Below are 16,591 nucleotides of genomic sequence, written 5' to 3' on the forward strand. Positions count from 1 at the left end.
GTAGGACAGGAGCGAGCGACGGGGCCGGGGTCGCCGTCAGCGGACGGCGACCCCGGCGTCGGTCAGTACTTGCGGGTGGGCAGTGCCGCCTTGGCCTGCTCCTGCGTGAAGGTGGTCTCCTCGGTCTCGATCCGGGCGGGCACCTCCTCGCCGGCGTGGACCTTCTTCGCCAGGTCCATCAGCTGCGGGCCGAGCAGCGGGCTGCACTCGGCGATGAAGTTGAACTTGCCGTCGGCGAGGGCCTGCATGCCGTCCTTCACCGCGTCGATGGTGATGATGGTGATGTCCTTGCCGGGCACCTTGCCGGCGGCGGTGATCGCCTCCAGCGCGCCCAGACCCATGTCGTCGTTGTGCGCGAAGAGCACGTCGATCTTCGGGTTGGCCTTGAGGAACTGCTCCATGACCTGCTTACCGTCGGCCCGCTTGAAGTCGCCCGACTGGGAGGCGACGACCTTCAGGTTCGGGTTGGCGGCGATCGCCTTGGCGAAGCCCTCCTTGCGGTCGTTGGCCGGCGCCGAGCCGGTGGTGCCCTGCAACTCGACGACGTTCACCGGCCCGCTGGCGCTCTTGGTCTGCTCCACCAGCCACTCGCCGGCCAGCCGGCCCTCCTTGACGAAGTCCGAGCCGAGGAAGGTCTTGTAGAGCGACTTGTCGGCCGAGTCGACGGAGCGGTCGGTCAGGATCACCGGGATGCCGGCGTCCTTGGCCTCCTTGAGCACGGTGTCCCAGCCGGACTCCACCACCGGCGAGAAGGCGATGACGTCGACCTTCTGCTGAATGAAGTTCCGGATCGCCTTGATCTGGTTCTCCTGCTTCTGCTGCGCGTCGTCGAACTTCAGCTCGATCCCCGCAGCGGCGGCGGCCTCCTTGATCGAGGTGGTGTTCGCCGTCCGCCAGCCGCTCTCCGCGCCGACCTGCGAGAAGCCCAGCGTGATCTTGCCGTCGTCGGCGGAGCCGCCGCCGGTGTCGCTGTTGCCGCAGGCCGCCACGCTGCCCGTGAGCAGCACGGTGGCGACGACCGCGAGCAGGGTGCGTGCCGTTCTCCTGGTTCTCATCGGTTCTCCTCGGTGGGGTGGTCCGGACACGTGGCGCGCGAGTGTCCCGGTGTGGTGGTGAGGTTGGTACGGGAAGGGGCCGTTCCCGGTCAGCCGGGTGCCGGGCGTTGGCCGTAGACGTTCTGGTACCGGTCGTGCAGCGAACTGATGTCGGCCTGCGCCATCGGCAGCGGCTGCCCGAGCGCCCGTGCCAGGTGCGCGGTACGCGCGACGTCCTCGCACATCACCGCGGCCTTGACCGCCGCGCGGGCGTCCCTGCCGATCGTGAAGACCCCGTGGTTACGCATGAGCACCGCGGGCGAGCGGTGCCCCGACAGGGTGCTGACGATCCCCTTGCCGATGTCGTCACCACCGATCAGCGCGAACGGCCCCACCGGTATCTCCCCGCCGAACTCGTCGGCCTGCGCGGTCAGCCAGCACGGGATGGACTCGCCCCGCGCCGCCCAGGCGGTGGCGTAGCTGCTGTGCGTGTGCACGACGCCACCGACCTCCGGCATGGCCCGGTAGACGTAGGCGTGCGCGGCGGTGTCGCTGGACGGCGCGCCGTCCCCGTCGACCACGGTCCCGTTCAGGTCGCACACGACCATGGTGTCCGCCGTCAGGGCGTCGTAGTCGACACCGCTGGGCTTGATCACCATGAGGTCCTGGCCCGGGACCCGCGCCGAGACGTTGCCGGCGGTCCAGGCCACCAGCGCGTACCGGGTCAACTCGCCGTGCAGGCGGGCCACCGTCTCCCGCAGGACGCTCACCTGCCGCGCCACGTCGGTGTTCATCCGATCGCCTCCAGTACCGTGTCGGTCCGCGCCGCGGCCGCGTCCAGGGCCGTGTTCCTGATCGCCCGCAGGCGGAGCATGACGTCGTTGCCGCCGCGGCCGAAGTGGTCGTGCAGCGCGCGGTACTCGGCGTAGAGGGCGTCGTAGGCCCGCGCGTTGTCCGGGTCCGGCTGGTACACGCCCTCGTCCACCCGGCCCATCGCCGCCGAGGCCCGGTGGACGTCCGGGTACGCCCCGGCGGCGACGGCCGCGTGGATCGCCGAGCCGAGCGCCGGGCCCTGGGCGGAGCCGATGATGCCCAGCGGGCGGTTGGTGACGTCGGCGTAGATCTGCATGAGCAGCCGGTTCGAGGCGAGACCACCGGCGACGACCAGGTCGGTGACCGGTATCCCGGCCTCGACGAACGCCTCGATGATCATCCGGGTGCCGAACGCCGTGGACTCCAGCAGCGCCCGGTAGACGTCCTGCGGCCGGGTGGCCAGGGTCAGCCCGACGATCAGGCCGCTGAGGTCGTGGTTGACCAGCGGCGACCGGTTGCCGTTCCACCAGTCCAGCGCGATCAGGCCGTGGGCCCCGACCGGTTGGCCGGCGGCCAGTTCGGTCAACCGCTCGTGCGACGCGGTCCCGGCCGGCGCGGCGTGCCTGACGAACCAGCCGAAGATGTCGCCGACCCCGCTCTGTCCGGCCTCGTAGCCCCACGCGCCCGCGCTGATGCCGCCGTCGACGACACCGCACATGCCGGGCACCTCGGCGGGGTGGGTGCCGTTGAGGACGTGACAGGTGGAGGTGCCCATGATGGCCACCAGTCGACCGGGGCCCAGCGCCTGGGCGGACGCGGCGGTGACGTGGGCGTCGACGTTGCCGACCGCGACCGCGATGCCCGCCGGCAGCCCGGTCCAGGCGGCGGCGCGGGCGCTGAGGGCGCCGGCCCGCTCGCCAAGGGACAGGAGCGGACCATCCAACTTGGTCACGAAGTCGGCGAAGCCCGGGTTGAGGGCGCTCAGGTAGTCGGTCGACGGGTACCGGCCGTCCTGCCGGATGCCCTTGTATCCGGCGGTGCAGACGTTGCGGGTCTCCTCGTCGCACAACTGCCACACGATCCAGTCGGCGGCTTCGACGAAGCGCTCGGCACGGCGGTAGACCTCCGGATCCTCCTCGAGGATCTGGAGGCCCTTGGCGAACTGCCACTCGGCGGAGATCTTGCCGCCGTAGCGGCCGATCCACGGCTCGTGCCGCTCGTGGGCCAACGCGTTGATGCGGTCGGCGTGCGACTGGGCGGCGTGGTGCTTCCACAGCTTCACCCAGGCGTGCGGCCGGTGGCGCAGCTCCGGGACCTCGCACAGCGGGGTGCCGTCGGCGAGCGTCGGCAGGACGGTGCAGGCGGTGAAGTCGGTGCCGATGCCGATGACCTGCGACGGGTCCACGCCGGAGTCGGCCAGGGCGGCGGGGACGGCGTGCCGCAGGACGTCGCGGTAGTCCTCCGGGTCCTGCAGGGCCCAGTCGGGGGGCAGTGCCGGGCCGCCGTCGGGGAGCACGGTCTCGATGACGCCGCGGCGGTACTCGTGCACCGCGGTCCCGACCTCGGCACCATCGCGAACCCGGACCACCAGCGCCCGTCCGGAAAGGGTGCCGTAGTCGACTCCGACCACGTACCGCTCGCCCGCACCGTCCACACTGCTCATGCCCACCTCCGATCAATGACCGGCATAGTGTTAACGCTCACATACAGCGCCGTCAAGACGTCGGCCGACAACAGCTCAGTAACGGAAGGATAGGCGGAGCGTGTGGCCCAGACCAGAGGCGTCACGGCCGGTCACCATTCCCGCACTCCCGGCTGCCCGGACGGGGTGCCGGCGCCCGCTCGGCGGGGACCCGGGGGCCGGAGCGCCCAGCACTGCGGCCCCGGCGACGGATCGACCGTTGTTAGCGAGAACATCAAGCTCTCATCTACGCTCCCACGGTCGCACGACACCAGCCGAGCGCGGACCACCCCTCCGGGGACGCCGACCTCGGTACGCGCACTGAGCTGCGACACTCTCCGACCGGAGACGGCCGGACCGCCACCAACCGTCGCGCAGACGACTCGGCATCGCCACGAGTGATTTACATCAATGGATGTCAGCGATAACATCCGTCTCATCGCGTGGTGTCCCCGGGCAGCCGCCGAGCCGGAGCCGACCGGGGACGCGACGACGGAGGGCGAGCGACGTGATCCGGCACGAGGTCGGCCGAGGGCCGGACGATCCCGTCCCGAGGTATGCCAATCGATGCCCGCGGGCAGGGCCGGGCGACCATCGGCACCGGCCACGCCCCGTGACGCCCTCGTTCGCCGTATCCCGGCGCCGGCGCCCGAACCGACGCCGCTCACCGCTCCGACCGAGGAGGAACACGTGCGCACACCGAGACAATGGCTGGCCGCCGCCCTGGGCGTCCTGGCGGTGGCCCTCGCGACGACCGTCGCGGACGGGGCCGTCGCGCCCCGTCCGGCACAGGCGCTGGACAACGGCGTCGCCCGGACGCCGCCGATGGGTTGGAACACCTGGAACACGTTCGGCTGCAACATCAACGAGACACTCATCCGCCAGACGGCCGACGCGATCGTCGCCAACGGGCTGCGCGACCTCGGCTACCGGTACGTCGTCGTCGACGACTGCTGGTTCAACCCGGACCGGGACGCACAGGGCAACCTCCAGGCGCATCCGCAGCGCTTCCCCAGCGGGATGAAGGCGCTGGGCGACTACCTGCACTCGCGCGGCCTGCTGTTCGGCCTCTACCAGGCGCCGCTGGACCAGACCTGTGCGCAGTACTTCGACGCCTTCCCCGGCTCGACCGGCAGTCTCGGGCACGAGTACCAGGACGCCCGGCAGTTCGCCGCCTGGGGCGTGGACTACCTGAAGTACGACTGGTGCTCCCCCACCGGGACCATCAACGACCAGGTCGCCAGATTCGGCATCATGCGGGACGCGCTGGCCGCCGCCGGCCGGCCGATCGTCTACAGCATCAACCCGAACAGCATCCACGAGAAGACCGGGCCGCAGCGCAACTGGAGCGACGTGGCGAACCTCTGGCGGACCACCGAGGACATCACCAACGCGTGGGACACCGGCCAGACCAACGGCTACCCGATGGGCATCCGGAACATCGTCGACGTCAACGTGCCGCTGGCCGGGTACGCCGCGCCGGGCGGGTTCACCGACCCGGACATGCTGGAGGTCGGCAACGGCGGGATGAACGACACCGAGATGCGCAGCCACTTCGCGCTCTGGTCGATCATGGCGGCGCCGCTCATGATGGGCAACGACCTGCGCTCGGCCAGCGCGGCGACGCTGACCATCCTGCGGAACCAGAACCTCGTCGCGATCAACCAGGACCCGCTCGGGCTCCAGGCGGTCCAGGTGTCGAACGACGGCACCCGGCGGGTGCTGGCGAAGCGGCTGGCCAACGGTGACGTCGCGGTCGCCCTGTTCAACCAGGGCAGCTCCGCCACGACGATCTCCACGACGGCGGCGGCGATCGGCAAGAGCGGCAGCTCGTTCACCCTGCGCGACGCGTGGACCAATGGCACCTCCACCAGCACCGGAACGATCTCCGCGAGCGTCCCGGCGCACGGCACGGTGGTGTACCGGGTCAGCGGCGGCACCACGAACCCGCCGCCCCCCACCACGTTCCGGCTACGCAGCGAATCGGCCGGCCGGTGCCTCGACGTCGACAACTCCCACACCGCCAACGGCACCGGGACGCTCATCTGGGACTGTCACGGCAACGCCAACCAGCAGATCAGCCAGAGCGGGCAGACGCTGCGCGTCCTCGGCAAGTGCCTGGACGTGCCGAGCACCGCCGCCAACGGCACCCGGGTGCAGCTCTGGGACTGCAACGGCGGCACGAACCAGCAGTGGACGTTCAACGGCAACGGCACGGTGAGCAACGTCCGCTCCCCGTCCCTGTGCCTGGACGTCAACAACGGCGGCACCGCCAACGGGACCACGGTCATCCTCTGGTCCTGCCACGGCGGCACCAACCAGCGGTGGAGCCGGGTGTGACCGACGGCCACCGACCGGGTCCGGCCGGCCGGGTGGGCGCGACTGCTCCCACCCGGCCGGCCGGACCGTTCGCCTCCTACTGGAACTGCGTGAAGAACCGCCAGGTCTCCCCCGGCACCCAGGTCCGGGTGCCGCTGTCACCCGGCGCCCCGTCCTGGGGCGCCGCGATGTGTCCCTCGTCGAACGCGATCCACTCCACCGGGTAGCCGGCGGCGCAGCCCGGGTACGCGGTCCGGACGTGGGTCAGGCTGCCGTTCGGGGGCTCGCGCGGGCTCTGCGCGGCGCAGGCGTTGTTCTGCACGAACCGGTCGCGCAGCCACCGGCCGCTCGCGATCGGAAGCACCCCGCGTCACGGGTGAGCCCAGAGTCGCATGTTAGCGATAACAGAGTAACGTATCAATTGATGAGACAAGGCGCGAGCTCGGCGCGGACGTTCGCCAGCCGCGCCGCGGTCGCGGCCCCGGGCACGGCGCACCGGCTTGACATTGACGCTCACCGCCGAGGCCAGTACGGTGCATCGCAGGTAATCGATGTCAACGACGCGACGTTTCGCGTTGCCATCCCAGCACGCGCGATTCTCCGCACGCGCATCGGACACCGCCCACCCGACGTGAGACAGCGTCAGGCAGCCTCGATGTTGATGTTAGCGATAACAGGCGCCTCGCGGTCTCGTGGGTGTGCCGTGGTGCAGCGCCTGCGGTGAGAAGCGCCGGACCGCCCGACACCCTGGGGGTGAGCCTTGAAGCTGACACGTGCACGCCGGATCGGGACGAGAGCCCGGCACGCCATCGCCGTACTCGCCGGCCTGATCTGCACCGTCGCCCTCCTGCCCGGCACCGCGCAGGCCGACAATCCGATCGTCCAGCACATCTACACCGCCGACCCGGCGCCGATGGTGCACAACGGACGCGTCTACGTCTACACCGGGCACGACGAGGACGGCTCGACGTACTTCACCATGCGCGAGTGGCGGGTGTTCTCCTCCGCCGACATGGTCAACTGGACCGACCACGGCGTACCGATGAACCTCGGCACCTTCGCCTGGGCGGACGCGGACGCCTGGGCCGGCCACGTCGTCCCGCGCAACGGAAAGTTCTACTGGTACGTCCCGGTACGGCAGCGCGGCGGCGGAATGGTGATCGGGGTCGGTGTCGCCGACAGCCCTACCGGACCGTTCCGGGACGCGCTCGGCCGCCCCCTGGTCGGCAACGGTGAGATCGACCCGCACGCCTTCGTCGACGACGACGGGCAGGCGTATCTGTACTGGGGCAACCCGAACCTGTGGTACGTGCGGCTCAATCCCGACATGATCTCGTTCTCCGGCAGCCCGACCCGGATCCCGCTCACCACCGCCGGGTTCGGCACCCGAACCGGCAACCCGAGCCGCCCGACCCTCTACGAGGAAGGCCCCTGGGTCTTCAAGCGCAACGGGCTCTACTACAACGTGTTCGCGGCGGAGTGCTGCTCCGAGTTCATCGGCTACTCGACGGCGCCCGGCCCGACGGGACCGTGGACGTATCGGGGCACCGTCATGCCCCGGCAGGGCACCAGCTTCACCAACCACCCCGGCATCGTCGACTTCAACGGCGGGTCGTACTTCTTCTACCACAACGGGGCGCTGCCCGGCGGCGGCGGATTCACCCGCTCCGTGGCGGTGGAGAAGTTCGCCTACAACTCCGACGGCACCATTCCCACGATGAACATGACCACCGCTGGCGCCCCGCAGGTCGGCACGCTGAACCCGTACACCCGGCAGGAGGCCGAGACGATCGCCTGGGGTTCCGGCATCGAGACCGAGCCGTCCAGCGAGGGCGGCATGAACGTCGGCTACCTCGCCAACGGTGACCACATCAAGGTCAAGGGCGTCGCCTTCGGCGCCGGCGCGACCTCCTTCAGCGCCCGGGTGGCGTCCGGGGCGGCCGGCGGCCGGATCGAGGTACGACTGGACAGCGTCACCGGCCCGCTCGCCGGCACCTGCACCGTCGGCGGCACCGGCGGCTGGCAGACGTGGACCACCTCCACCTGCGCGATCAGCGGGGCCACCGGGACCCGCGACCTGTACCTGCGGTTCGCCGGGGGCACCGGGAACCTGTTCAACGTGAACTGGTGGCAGTTCGGCGGCGGGACGGCCACCCCGGCGTACCGGGTCACCAACCGCAACAGTGGCCAGGTCATCGACGTCCAACAGCCGAACCTCGACAACCTCGCCGTGATCGGCCAGTGGACGGGCAACGGACAGAGCTGGCAACAGTGGCGGTTCCTCGACGCGGGCGGGGGCAACGTGCGCCTGCAGAGCGTCCACAGCGGCAAGTGCGTCGACGTGGTGGACTTCTCCACGGCCGACGGGGCCCGGATCGTCCAGTACACCTGCCACGACGGCCTCAACCAGGTGTTCAGCTGGCGATCCACCGGCGATGGCCACCACCAGCTGGTCAACGTCAACAGCAACAAGTGCCTGAACGTGGTCGGCGGCTCCACCGCTCCCGGTGCCGCGTTGGAACAGCGGACGTGCGGCTCCGCCCCCAGCATGCAGTGGTCCCGCGCCTGAGTCGACCTCGGGGAAGGGCTGTGCGGCGACGCCCGACCGTCGCCGCACAGCCCTTCGAGGATCCCGGCGAAACTCGCTGCCTCCGGCAGGAGCGTCGGTCGCGCCCGGGTGGTCATGCCCGGCCCACCCCGCGCTTGACCCGCCCTGCGCCGAAACCTAAACTCACGGTCTGTTAACGCTAACAGCGGCGTCAGTCGATGAGAGCCGACGGGTCATTGACGCCGGGGTCAAGGGCAGTCCCCAGGGCGGCGCTGACCGGTCCGGACCGGACCGGGGCACGCGCGTATCACCACCACCAGCCAGGAGGACGCAGAATGACGCACGATCAGAACAGGCCGGTCAGCGGCGAGCGGCGATTGCTGAGCCGGAGAGCCGTCCTGACGACGATGGGGGCCGTGCCGGTCGCGGCAGCGGCGACCACACTGCTGGGAGCCACGGGAGCCTCGGCCGCGCCGGCGACCGTCAACCTGTCGGCGCAGCGGCAGACGATCAAGGGCTACGGTGCCATGGCCCACGCGGCCTGGATCGGCGACCTGACGGCCGCCCAGCGGGAGACGGCGTTCGGCACCGGCGAGGGTCGGCTGGGCTTCTCCATCCTGCGGATCCCCGTCGGCGAGAGTTCGGCTGACTTCGGCCGTGACCTCGCGACGGCGAAGCGCGCGGCCGAGCTCGGGGTGACCGTCTTCGCCTCGCCGTGGAACCCGCCCGCCAGCATGATCGAGACCTTCACCCGCGGCAGCCAGACCAACGCGAAGCGGCTCCGCTACAGCTCGTACGCCGCCTATGCGCAGCACCTCAACGACTTCACCACGTACATGCGCAACAACGGGGTGCCCCTGTACAGCATCTCGGTGCAGAACGAGCCCGACTACGCGCACGACTGGACGTGGTGGACCTCCGCCGAGATGGTCAGGTTCCTGCGGGAGAACGCCGGCTCGATCAGCACCCGGGTCATGGCACCCGAGTCGTTCCAGTACATCAAGTCCGTGTCGGACCCGATTCTCAACGATCCCACGGCGCTGGCCAACGTGGACATCATCGGGGCCCACCTCTACGGGACGTCGTACTCGAACTTCCCGTACCCGCTCTTCACGCAGAAGGGCGCGGGCAAAGAGCTCTGGATGACCGAGGTCTACTACCCCAACAGCAACACCAACTCGGGCGACGCCTGGCCCGAGGCGCTCGACGTGGGCGAGCACATCCACCGCGCCATGGTGGACGCCGAGTTCCAGGCGTACGTCTGGTGGTATCTGCGGCGCAGCTACGGCCCCATGCGGGAGGACGGCCAGGTCAGCAAGCGCGGTGCCATGATGGCGCACTTCGCCCGGTTCGTCCGGCCCGGCTACACCCGGATCGACGCGACGGCGAACCCGGCATCGAACGTCTACGTCTCGGCGTACCGGGGCGGCAACACCGTCGTCATCGTCGCCGTCAACAAGAACACCTCGTCGGTGGGCCAGCAGTTCAGCCTGTCGGGCACCACCGCTTCCGGCAGCGTCTCGAACTGGCTGACCGACGCGAGCCGGACCGTCGCGCCCCAGAGCGCGCTCACCATGTCGAACGGCTCCCTCACCGTCACGCTGCCCGCCCGAAGCATCATGACCTTCGTGACCAGTGTGAACGGCACCCCGCCGCCCAGCCCGACCCCCACGCCCACCGTCACCCCGCCCCCGGGTGGGGGCACGGGACCCCGGGTCGCCTACACGATGAACTCCTGGGGCTCCGGCTTCACGGCCAGCATCGACATCACCAACACCGGCACCTCGGCGATCAACGGCTGGACGTTGGCCTTCAACCTGCCCTCGGGCCAGTCGATCACCTCGGGCTGGGGTGCCACCTACTCGCCGTCGAGCGGCCAGGTGAGCGCCCGTAACGTCGACTACAACGCCGCGATCGCCCCCGGGGCCACCATCAACATCGGCTTTCAGGCCAACACCAGCGGCAACACCGCCGAGCCGACTGCCTTCACCCTCAACGGCGTCGCCTGCACGGTGGTCTGACCGTTACGACGCAGGGCCCCCACCCTGGAGATTGACCAGATCCGGGTGCGGCCCCTCCGGCAACGGAGGGGCCGCACCCTTCTCAGGGGGCGCGCCGGGGCGTTACACCGAAAATCGAACACTCCACCGCCGGTGTCCCCCGGACGTCTACGACATCCGGGGGGATCCGGTGCCCGTCGTCAGCGTTGCAGGGTCAGCAGACCCGGCCGGTACGGCAGGCGGCCGTAGTCGCCGCCGGAATTGGGGGAACGGCCCTGGTAGAGCAACTGCAGGTTGCAGGGGTCGACGGTCATGGTCTGATCGGCGTTGCTGCGGATCAGCTCGCCGTGGCTGATGTCGTTGGTCCAGGTGGCGCCGCTGTTGGCCTTGCCGGCGAACGGGTTGCTCTCGGTGGCGGCCTGCGGCGTCCACGTACCACCCAGGCTGGTGGCCGTGAACGAGCGGAAGTAGCGCCCCTGCGCGCCGATCGCCTCGACGAGCATGAGGTACCGGTTCTGGCCCTGGAGCTTGTAGACCTGCACCGCCTCGAACAGGTTGTTCGTCGTGTCACTCATGATGGTCGTGTAGGTCGAGCCGAAGCTGCCCGGGAAGTTCCCGATGGGCATGCTGGCCCGGTAGATCTTCCCGTTGTCCCCGGCGAAGAACAGGTACATGTTGGTGTCGTCACCGATGATCGCCTGATCGATCGGCCCGGTGCCGGAGCCGGAGATGCTGCCGGTGAAGAGCGTCTGCGGCGACGACCAGCTGTTCACGTTGGTGGGGTCGCTCGACGTCCGGTAGGAGAAGGCGGGTCCGCCCCACTGGTAGGCGAGTACCCAGATGTTCCTGGGGGCGAAGTAGAACAGTGAGGGCGCGACGGCGGCGAAGGGCATCTGGTTCTGGCTGGCCGAGGCCATGTCGGACCAGTTCGTGAAGAGGCCGAAGTTCATCGAGCCCCACGTCGTTCCCGTGTCGTGCGTGGTCGCGTAGACGAGTTGCCGGCCGTTGTAGGGAGCGTGGGTGAAGTCCTTCAGCGACACCCACCCCGCCCTCGGTTGCGCCAGCGCGCCCGTCGACGACCAGCGGTACGTCGACGGCAGCGCACACGTGCCGGGCGGTGGCGTGGTGGGGTTGCCCCCGCCGTCGACGCGGACGAGCTGCCACTGCTGGTTGTTGCCGTTCCAGTCGTCGTACTGCACGACGTTCCCGCCGTCGGCGGTCGAGGCGCCCTGCACCTCCACCGCCTTGTTGCTGTTCCGGTTGATCAGGCGCACGTAGCCACCGGCGGAGTCGGCCAGCCGGAACTGCTGGTTGGACCCGTTGCCGTCGGCCCACTGCACGATGCTGGCACCGTTGGCGGTCGAGAAGTTGTAGACGTCGAGCACCTTGCCGGACAGCCGCGACTTCAACCGGTAGTAGCCACCGCCGGAGTCCACGAACTGCCACTGCTGCTGGTTGCCGTCGTTGCGCGCCCACTGCACGATCCGCGCGCCGTCGTTCGTGGCCAGGTTGTACACGTCCAGGGCCTTGCCGCTGTTGCGGTTGACCAACACGTACCACGCGCTCGTGTCGACCGTCGCCGCGGCGGCGGGTGCCGACGACACCACCGCCGCGGCGACGCCACCGACCAGCAGGGCCACCCCGGCGGCGACGACCCGCGGCAACCACCCGCGCCGCCGCGACGGCGGCGCAAGAGATGGAGACCTATCGAAGACAGACATGATCCTCCTCAGCTCAGAGATGCCAACGGGATGCCCGGAGATGGGCGCACCGCGACGCGTGGCCGGGCACGAGCGGCAAGAGGTTAGCGCTAACATGACCTGCTTGCGCCCAGGCGCACGCCTGATTCAAGGTCGACAAGCCAGCTCGCCCGGAAAGCCACGCGACGTCGGCCTCAGCCATCGACTGTGAGCGATAACATGCCGTTCGTCAAGACGTAACGTTCCCCACCCGGCTCGCATCGACGTGTCTGACTGGCCTGGTCGCGCGGGTCACCGCCTCCAGCCATGATCGTCTAGTCTGCGCGCGTCACCTCTCGCCGCCATCCTGGACGGTCACCTTGATCTGCATGACCTGCGGGGACGCCACGTCCCCGGCCTTCAACGAGTGCCGGCGCTGCAACACTCCGCTGGGCCAACCGGCGGTCACCCCGGGAGTGCCCACCCATCCCCTGCGCCGTCTGGGCACGGCTGCCGCCGTCGCCGTCGGCGTGGCCAGCCTGCTCTACCTGCCCAGCGGGCTGTTCCCCGTGTTCGGTGTCCAGCTGGCCCGCGCCGCCGCCGAACGCGGCGACCGCGATCTGCTGCTCGGCGCGGTGGCCGCCGAGGTGCTGCTCACCCTGCTCCACCTCTCGGCGGTCCTGACCGCCGCGGTGCTACTGATCATCTGGACCTGGCGCGCGCGCAGGAACCTGGAGGCGTTCCCGGGGGCCCTGCCGACACTGAATTCCGGCTGGGCCATCGCCGGCTGGCTGGTCCCCTTCGCCAACTTCGTCGTGCCGGCCCGGGTGATCGCCAACGTCGCCCGCGACAGCCTCTGGCGACGTGCCACAGCGCTGGTCGGGCTCTGGTGGGCCGCATGGCTGACGTTCAGCGTCGGAGACCGGATCCTGCTCCGCCTCGAGAACCAGCGGTACGACCGGCTGACCCCGTGGCCCCGCAGCGACACGGAGTTCGCCACGTACATCCGCTACTACCAGGACTCGGTCGGCCCCCGGCTGATCCCCACCGTCGCCTGCCTGGTCGCCGGCGCCTCGCTCATCGTGCTGATCCGCCGGATCACCGCCGCCCAGGAGGACCGCATCGCGAAGACGACGCCGATCGGTACCGGGCACGGCGGGCTCGCGCCGGACGCACCCTACGCGGCGCCTCGAAGCGCGCCCGGGCACCCGGCGCCCCCGGCGGGCTCGATGCCGACGTAGCGACGACCGCAGCCGCACGGCGACGCGCCGGGGCAGCCCGGTCACCGTCGCCCTGGGCCAGGCGCGGCAGCCCTCTCGTCCGCGCGGTCGTCGCGGGCGGTTCTCGTCACCGGCCTCGCCCGGCGGCGTCGTGGGCGGCCATGTCCTCCTGCCTGCGGGGTTCCTCACGCAGGACTGCGCAGTGCAGCCAGGTGTCCGGGATGCCGAACCCGTCCACGAGCGTCCGCATGTGCGGGCGCAGCTCCTTGAGCAGGCCGTTCACCACGCCGGTGATCGCCTTCGCACGGGCCGGCGTGAGACGGCCGTGTTCCAGGAACCATCCCTTGTGGGCCTCGATGACGGTGAGCGCGTACAGGTCGCAGACCCGGGAGAGCAGCGCCTGGACCTCCGGGTCCGTCGCGTCCTCGATGCCGGCGACGAACGCCTCCAGGGTGACCCGGTCGACGTGCGCGGCGGCGACGGCGAGGACATGGTCCTGGACGTCGTTGAAGATGTCGAAGGGGCGGTCCTTCTTCGTCGCCGCGCCGTTGCGCAGGCGGCGGACCACGCCGTCGAGGAGGTGCCTCTCGCGGTCCTCGAAGACCTTGAGCTGCCAGCCGCGATCGGTGACGGCGACCTCCTCGTCGCGGCCGGGCACGGCGCTGATCAGCCGCTCGATGACCGACCGCGCGGCGGTGCGCTCGAGCACCATCTCGCGGACCTGTTCGGCGACGAAGGACGCGCGTCCCCAGCCGTCCAACGAGCCGAACTCGTCCCGGTAGCCGGTGAGCAGCCCCTTGGCCACCAGCTGAAGCAGCACGGTGTTGTCGCCCTCGAACGTGGTGAAGACGTCGGTGTCGGCCTTGAGGGCGGGCAGCCGGTTCTCGGCCAGGTAGCCGGCGCCGCCGCACGCCTCGCGGCACATCTGGATGGTGCGGGTGGCGTGCCAGGTCTGTGCCGCCTTGAGACCGGCCGCCCGGGACTCCAGCTCCCGCTGCCGGTGCGCGTCGACCGGCCCGTCGCCGCCCTGCACCTCGTTCAGCGCGGCGACCAGCTCGGCCTGGGCGAAGTGCAGCGCGTACGTGGTGGCCAGGGCGGGCAGCAGCTTGCGCTGGTGGGCCAGGTAGTCGTTGAGCAGCACCTCCCGGTCCGCGTCGGGCGTGTCGAACTGGCGGCGGATGTCGCCGTAGCGCACCGCGATGGTCAGCGCCGACTTGGTCGCCGCCGACGCGGCGCCGCCCACGCTCACCCGACCCCGGACCAGGGTGCCGAGCATGGTGAAGAAGCGCCGGGCGTCGTCCTCGATCGGGCTGGAGTACGTCCCGTCCTCCGCGACCTGACCGTAGCGGTCCAGCAGCATGTCCCGTGGCACCCGCACGTGGTCGAAGCTGAGCCGCCCGTTGTCGACACCGAGCAGGCCGGCCTTGGGCCCGGCGTCGCCGATGGTCACGCCCGGCAGCGGGTCGCCCTGCGCGTCGCGGATCGGCACCAGCCACGCGTGCACACCGTGCCGCCGCCCCTCGGTGATCAGCTGCGCGAAGACCACGGCCATCCGCCCGTCCCGGGCCGCGTTGCCGATGTAGTCCTTGCGGGCCGCCTCGTGCGGGGTGTGCAGATCGAAGGTCTGCGTCCGCGGGTCGTACGTGCAGGTGGTGCGCAGCTGCTGGACGTCGGAGCCGTGGCCGGTCTCGGTCATCGCGAAACAGCCGAGGATCTTGCCCGAGATGATGTCCCGCAGGTAGGCGTCGTGGTGCCGGCGGGTGCCGAGGGCGTCGACCGCACCGCCGAACAGGCCCCACTGCACGCCCGCCTTGACCATCAGCGACAGGTCGACCTGCGCCAGCATCTCGCAGGCCACGATAGAACCGCCGACGTCGGATCTGCCGCCGTACTCGGTGGGGAAGGCCGACGCGATGCCCAGCTTGACGGGAAGCTCGGCGATCAACCGGGTGATCCGCTCACGCGCCTGGTCACCGGTCTCGCCGTACACCGGGAGGAAGCGCGCGTCGAGCTGGTCCCGGTGCGCGTTGCGGACCTCGGCCCACGGCCCGTCGAGCAGGTCCCGCAGGCGGGTGACCTCGATGCGGCCGGACGCGTGATCGGACATGGTCACCCCTCGGAATAGCGGATATATGGTCACACTCCGTACCCGATCCAGGATACCGGCCACCCCCGGCATCAAGATCCGGCAGGGACAGGTCGCGGCGACCGCCTCCGGGACGCTGGGCCAGCCGGCCGTCGCCCCCTCGGCCAGCGGCCGGCGGTGCGCCGGGTACCCGACGAATCCGGTTGGCGACAGCCCACGCCCCTTCACCCTCGGCGACGGCTCTGACACTCTGCACCCGACAGGTAACCCTTCGGACTGGGCGGGTCGAGAGCGATGGCGAAGCGTTGGTTGATCACGGGGTGTTCGAGCGGACTCGGTCAGGCCCTCGCGGCCCGGCTCGCCGCCGAGGGCGAGCAGGTGCTGGCGACGGCCCGGCGGCCGGAGACCCTCGACGCGTTGGTGGCCCGGCATCCGGGCACCGTGGTGGCCGCCGCGCTGGACGTACGGGATCCGGCGCAGTGCGTGGCGGCGGTCGAGCGGGCGGTGGACGCCTTCGGCGGCGTCGACGTCCTGGTCAACAACGCCGCCTACGGCCAGTTCGGGACCTTCGAGGAGGTCTCCGACGCGGAACTCGCCGCGCAGTTCGACACCAACGTGTTCGGGCCGTGGCGGCTCACCCGGGCCGTGCTGCCGGTGTGGCGGGCGCAGCGCCACGGGCATGCGGTCTTCGTCAGCTCGGTCGCCGGCATGGTTCCCTTCCCCGGGCTGGCCGCGTACACGGCGAGCAAGTTCGCGGTGGAGGGGGCGGCCGAATCGCTGGCCGCCGAGGCCGGGCACCTCGGGGTGAAGGTCACCATCCTCCAGCCGGGCGGCTTCGCCACCGGATACAGCGGCAACCTGGTGATGCCGGAGCAACGGATCCCGGAGTACACGGCGGTCAGCGACGGCCTGCTCGGCGCGCTGCGCAGCATGAACACCAAGATCGAGGTGAACTCCCCCGAGCTCTTCGCCGACGTGGTCTGGCGGCTCAGCCAGCTGGAGTCGCCGCCGCTCCGGCTGCCGGTGGGTCCGGACTCGGAGACCTTCCTGGAGGCCGCCTACGACGCCCGGCGCAGTGAGTACGACCAGGTCGTCAAGGCAGGTCATCACACCCTCGCGTGACCCTCGCCCGGGCTCGGCCGTCCACGGCGGTCGGCGGACGGGCCGATTTCGACGACAGCTGGACCCTCCCGCAGCCGCCGACGCCGGCC

At 70.4% G+C, this 16,591-nt stretch carries 11 protein-coding genes; 5 read left to right on the forward strand and 6 right to left on the reverse strand.

The genetic code is table 11. The annotated features are described in order from the left end of the window. Positions 1 to 62: 62 nt before the first annotated feature. From RM555_RS16120 to araB, 3 genes are all read right to left on the reverse strand, one after another. Positions 63 to 1,055 (reverse strand): ABC transporter substrate-binding protein, encoded by a 993-nt coding sequence (locus tag RM555_RS16120; RefSeq protein ID WP_311412508.1) that lies wholly within the window; start codon positions 1,053 to 1,055, stop codon positions 63 to 65. An 89-nt stretch (positions 1,056 to 1,144) separates the two neighbouring features. Further along, positions 1,145 to 1,828: an L-ribulose-5-phosphate 4-epimerase gene (locus RM555_RS16125; RefSeq protein ID WP_311412509.1), complete on the reverse strand. Its 684-nt coding sequence runs from the start codon at positions 1,826 to 1,828 to the stop codon at positions 1,145 to 1,147. Beyond that, complete coding sequence (gene araB / locus RM555_RS16130) at positions 1,825 to 3,510, reverse strand: ribulokinase (RefSeq protein WP_311412510.1); 1,686 nt, start codon at positions 3,508 to 3,510, stop codon at positions 1,825 to 1,827. Before araB ends, RM555_RS16125 begins: the two co-directional genes overlap by 4 nt. Positions 3,511 to 4,353: 843 nt before the next feature. Here araB and RM555_RS16135 point away from each other — a divergent pair. Next, on the forward strand, positions 4,354 to 5,868 hold the full coding sequence (locus tag RM555_RS16135) for a glycoside hydrolase family 27 protein (protein WP_311412586.1): 1,515 nt from the start codon (positions 4,354 to 4,356) through the stop codon (positions 5,866 to 5,868). 76 nt (positions 5,869 to 5,944) lie between these two features. Here the strand turns inward: RM555_RS16135 and RM555_RS16140 are convergent, their stop codons facing one another. Next, the gene (locus RM555_RS16140; protein WP_311412511.1) at positions 5,945 to 6,211 is read right to left on the reverse strand and encodes a hypothetical protein; all 267 of its coding nucleotides are present in this window, start codon (positions 6,209 to 6,211) and stop codon (positions 5,945 to 5,947) included. A gap of 396 nt (positions 6,212 to 6,607) precedes the next feature. On the opposite strand from RM555_RS16140, the gene RM555_RS16145 reads away from it, so the two are divergent. Continuing rightward, a complete protein-coding gene (locus tag RM555_RS16145; protein WP_396888784.1) occupies positions 6,608 to 8,416 on the forward strand; it encodes a family 43 glycosylhydrolase in 1,809 nt (602 codons plus the stop codon). A gap of 386 nt (positions 8,417 to 8,802) precedes the next feature. Next, on the forward strand, positions 8,803 to 10,416 hold the full coding sequence (locus tag RM555_RS16150; RefSeq protein WP_311412588.1) for a cellulose binding domain-containing protein: 1,614 nt from the start codon (positions 8,803 to 8,805) through the stop codon (positions 10,414 to 10,416). A 179-nt stretch (positions 10,417 to 10,595) separates the two neighbouring features. Here the strand turns inward: RM555_RS16150 and RM555_RS16155 are convergent, their stop codons facing one another. After that, positions 10,596 to 12,116 carry a non-reducing end alpha-L-arabinofuranosidase family hydrolase gene (locus RM555_RS16155; RefSeq protein WP_311412512.1) on the reverse strand — a complete coding sequence of 507 codons (1,521 nt, stop codon included), beginning with the start codon at positions 12,114 to 12,116 and terminating at the stop codon, positions 10,596 to 10,598. Between the two features lie 347 nt (positions 12,117 to 12,463). Here RM555_RS16155 and RM555_RS16160 point away from each other — a divergent pair, with 347 nt between their 5' ends. After that, positions 12,464 to 13,315 carry a DUF4328 domain-containing protein gene (locus tag RM555_RS16160; protein WP_311412513.1) on the forward strand — a complete coding sequence of 284 codons (852 nt, stop codon included), beginning with the start codon at positions 12,464 to 12,466 and terminating at the stop codon, positions 13,313 to 13,315. A gap of 106 nt (positions 13,316 to 13,421) precedes the next feature. On the opposite strand, the gene RM555_RS16165 is transcribed toward RM555_RS16160, so the two are convergent. Next, positions 13,422 to 15,401 (reverse strand): acyl-CoA dehydrogenase family protein, encoded by a 1,980-nt coding sequence (locus RM555_RS16165; protein ID WP_311412514.1) that lies wholly within the window; start codon positions 15,399 to 15,401, stop codon positions 13,422 to 13,424. Positions 15,402 to 15,674: 273 nt separating this feature from the next. On the opposite strand from RM555_RS16165, the gene RM555_RS16170 reads away from it, so the two are divergent. After that, a complete protein-coding gene (locus RM555_RS16170; RefSeq protein ID WP_311412515.1) occupies positions 15,675 to 16,502 on the forward strand; it encodes an SDR family oxidoreductase in 828 nt (275 codons plus the stop codon). Positions 16,503 to 16,591 lie beyond the last annotated feature (89 nt).

Origin of the sequence: Micromonospora reichwaldensis (genome assembly GCF_031845925.1) — a bacterium.
Lineage (GTDB): Bacteria > Actinomycetota > Actinomycetes > Mycobacteriales > Micromonosporaceae > Micromonospora > Micromonospora reichwaldensis.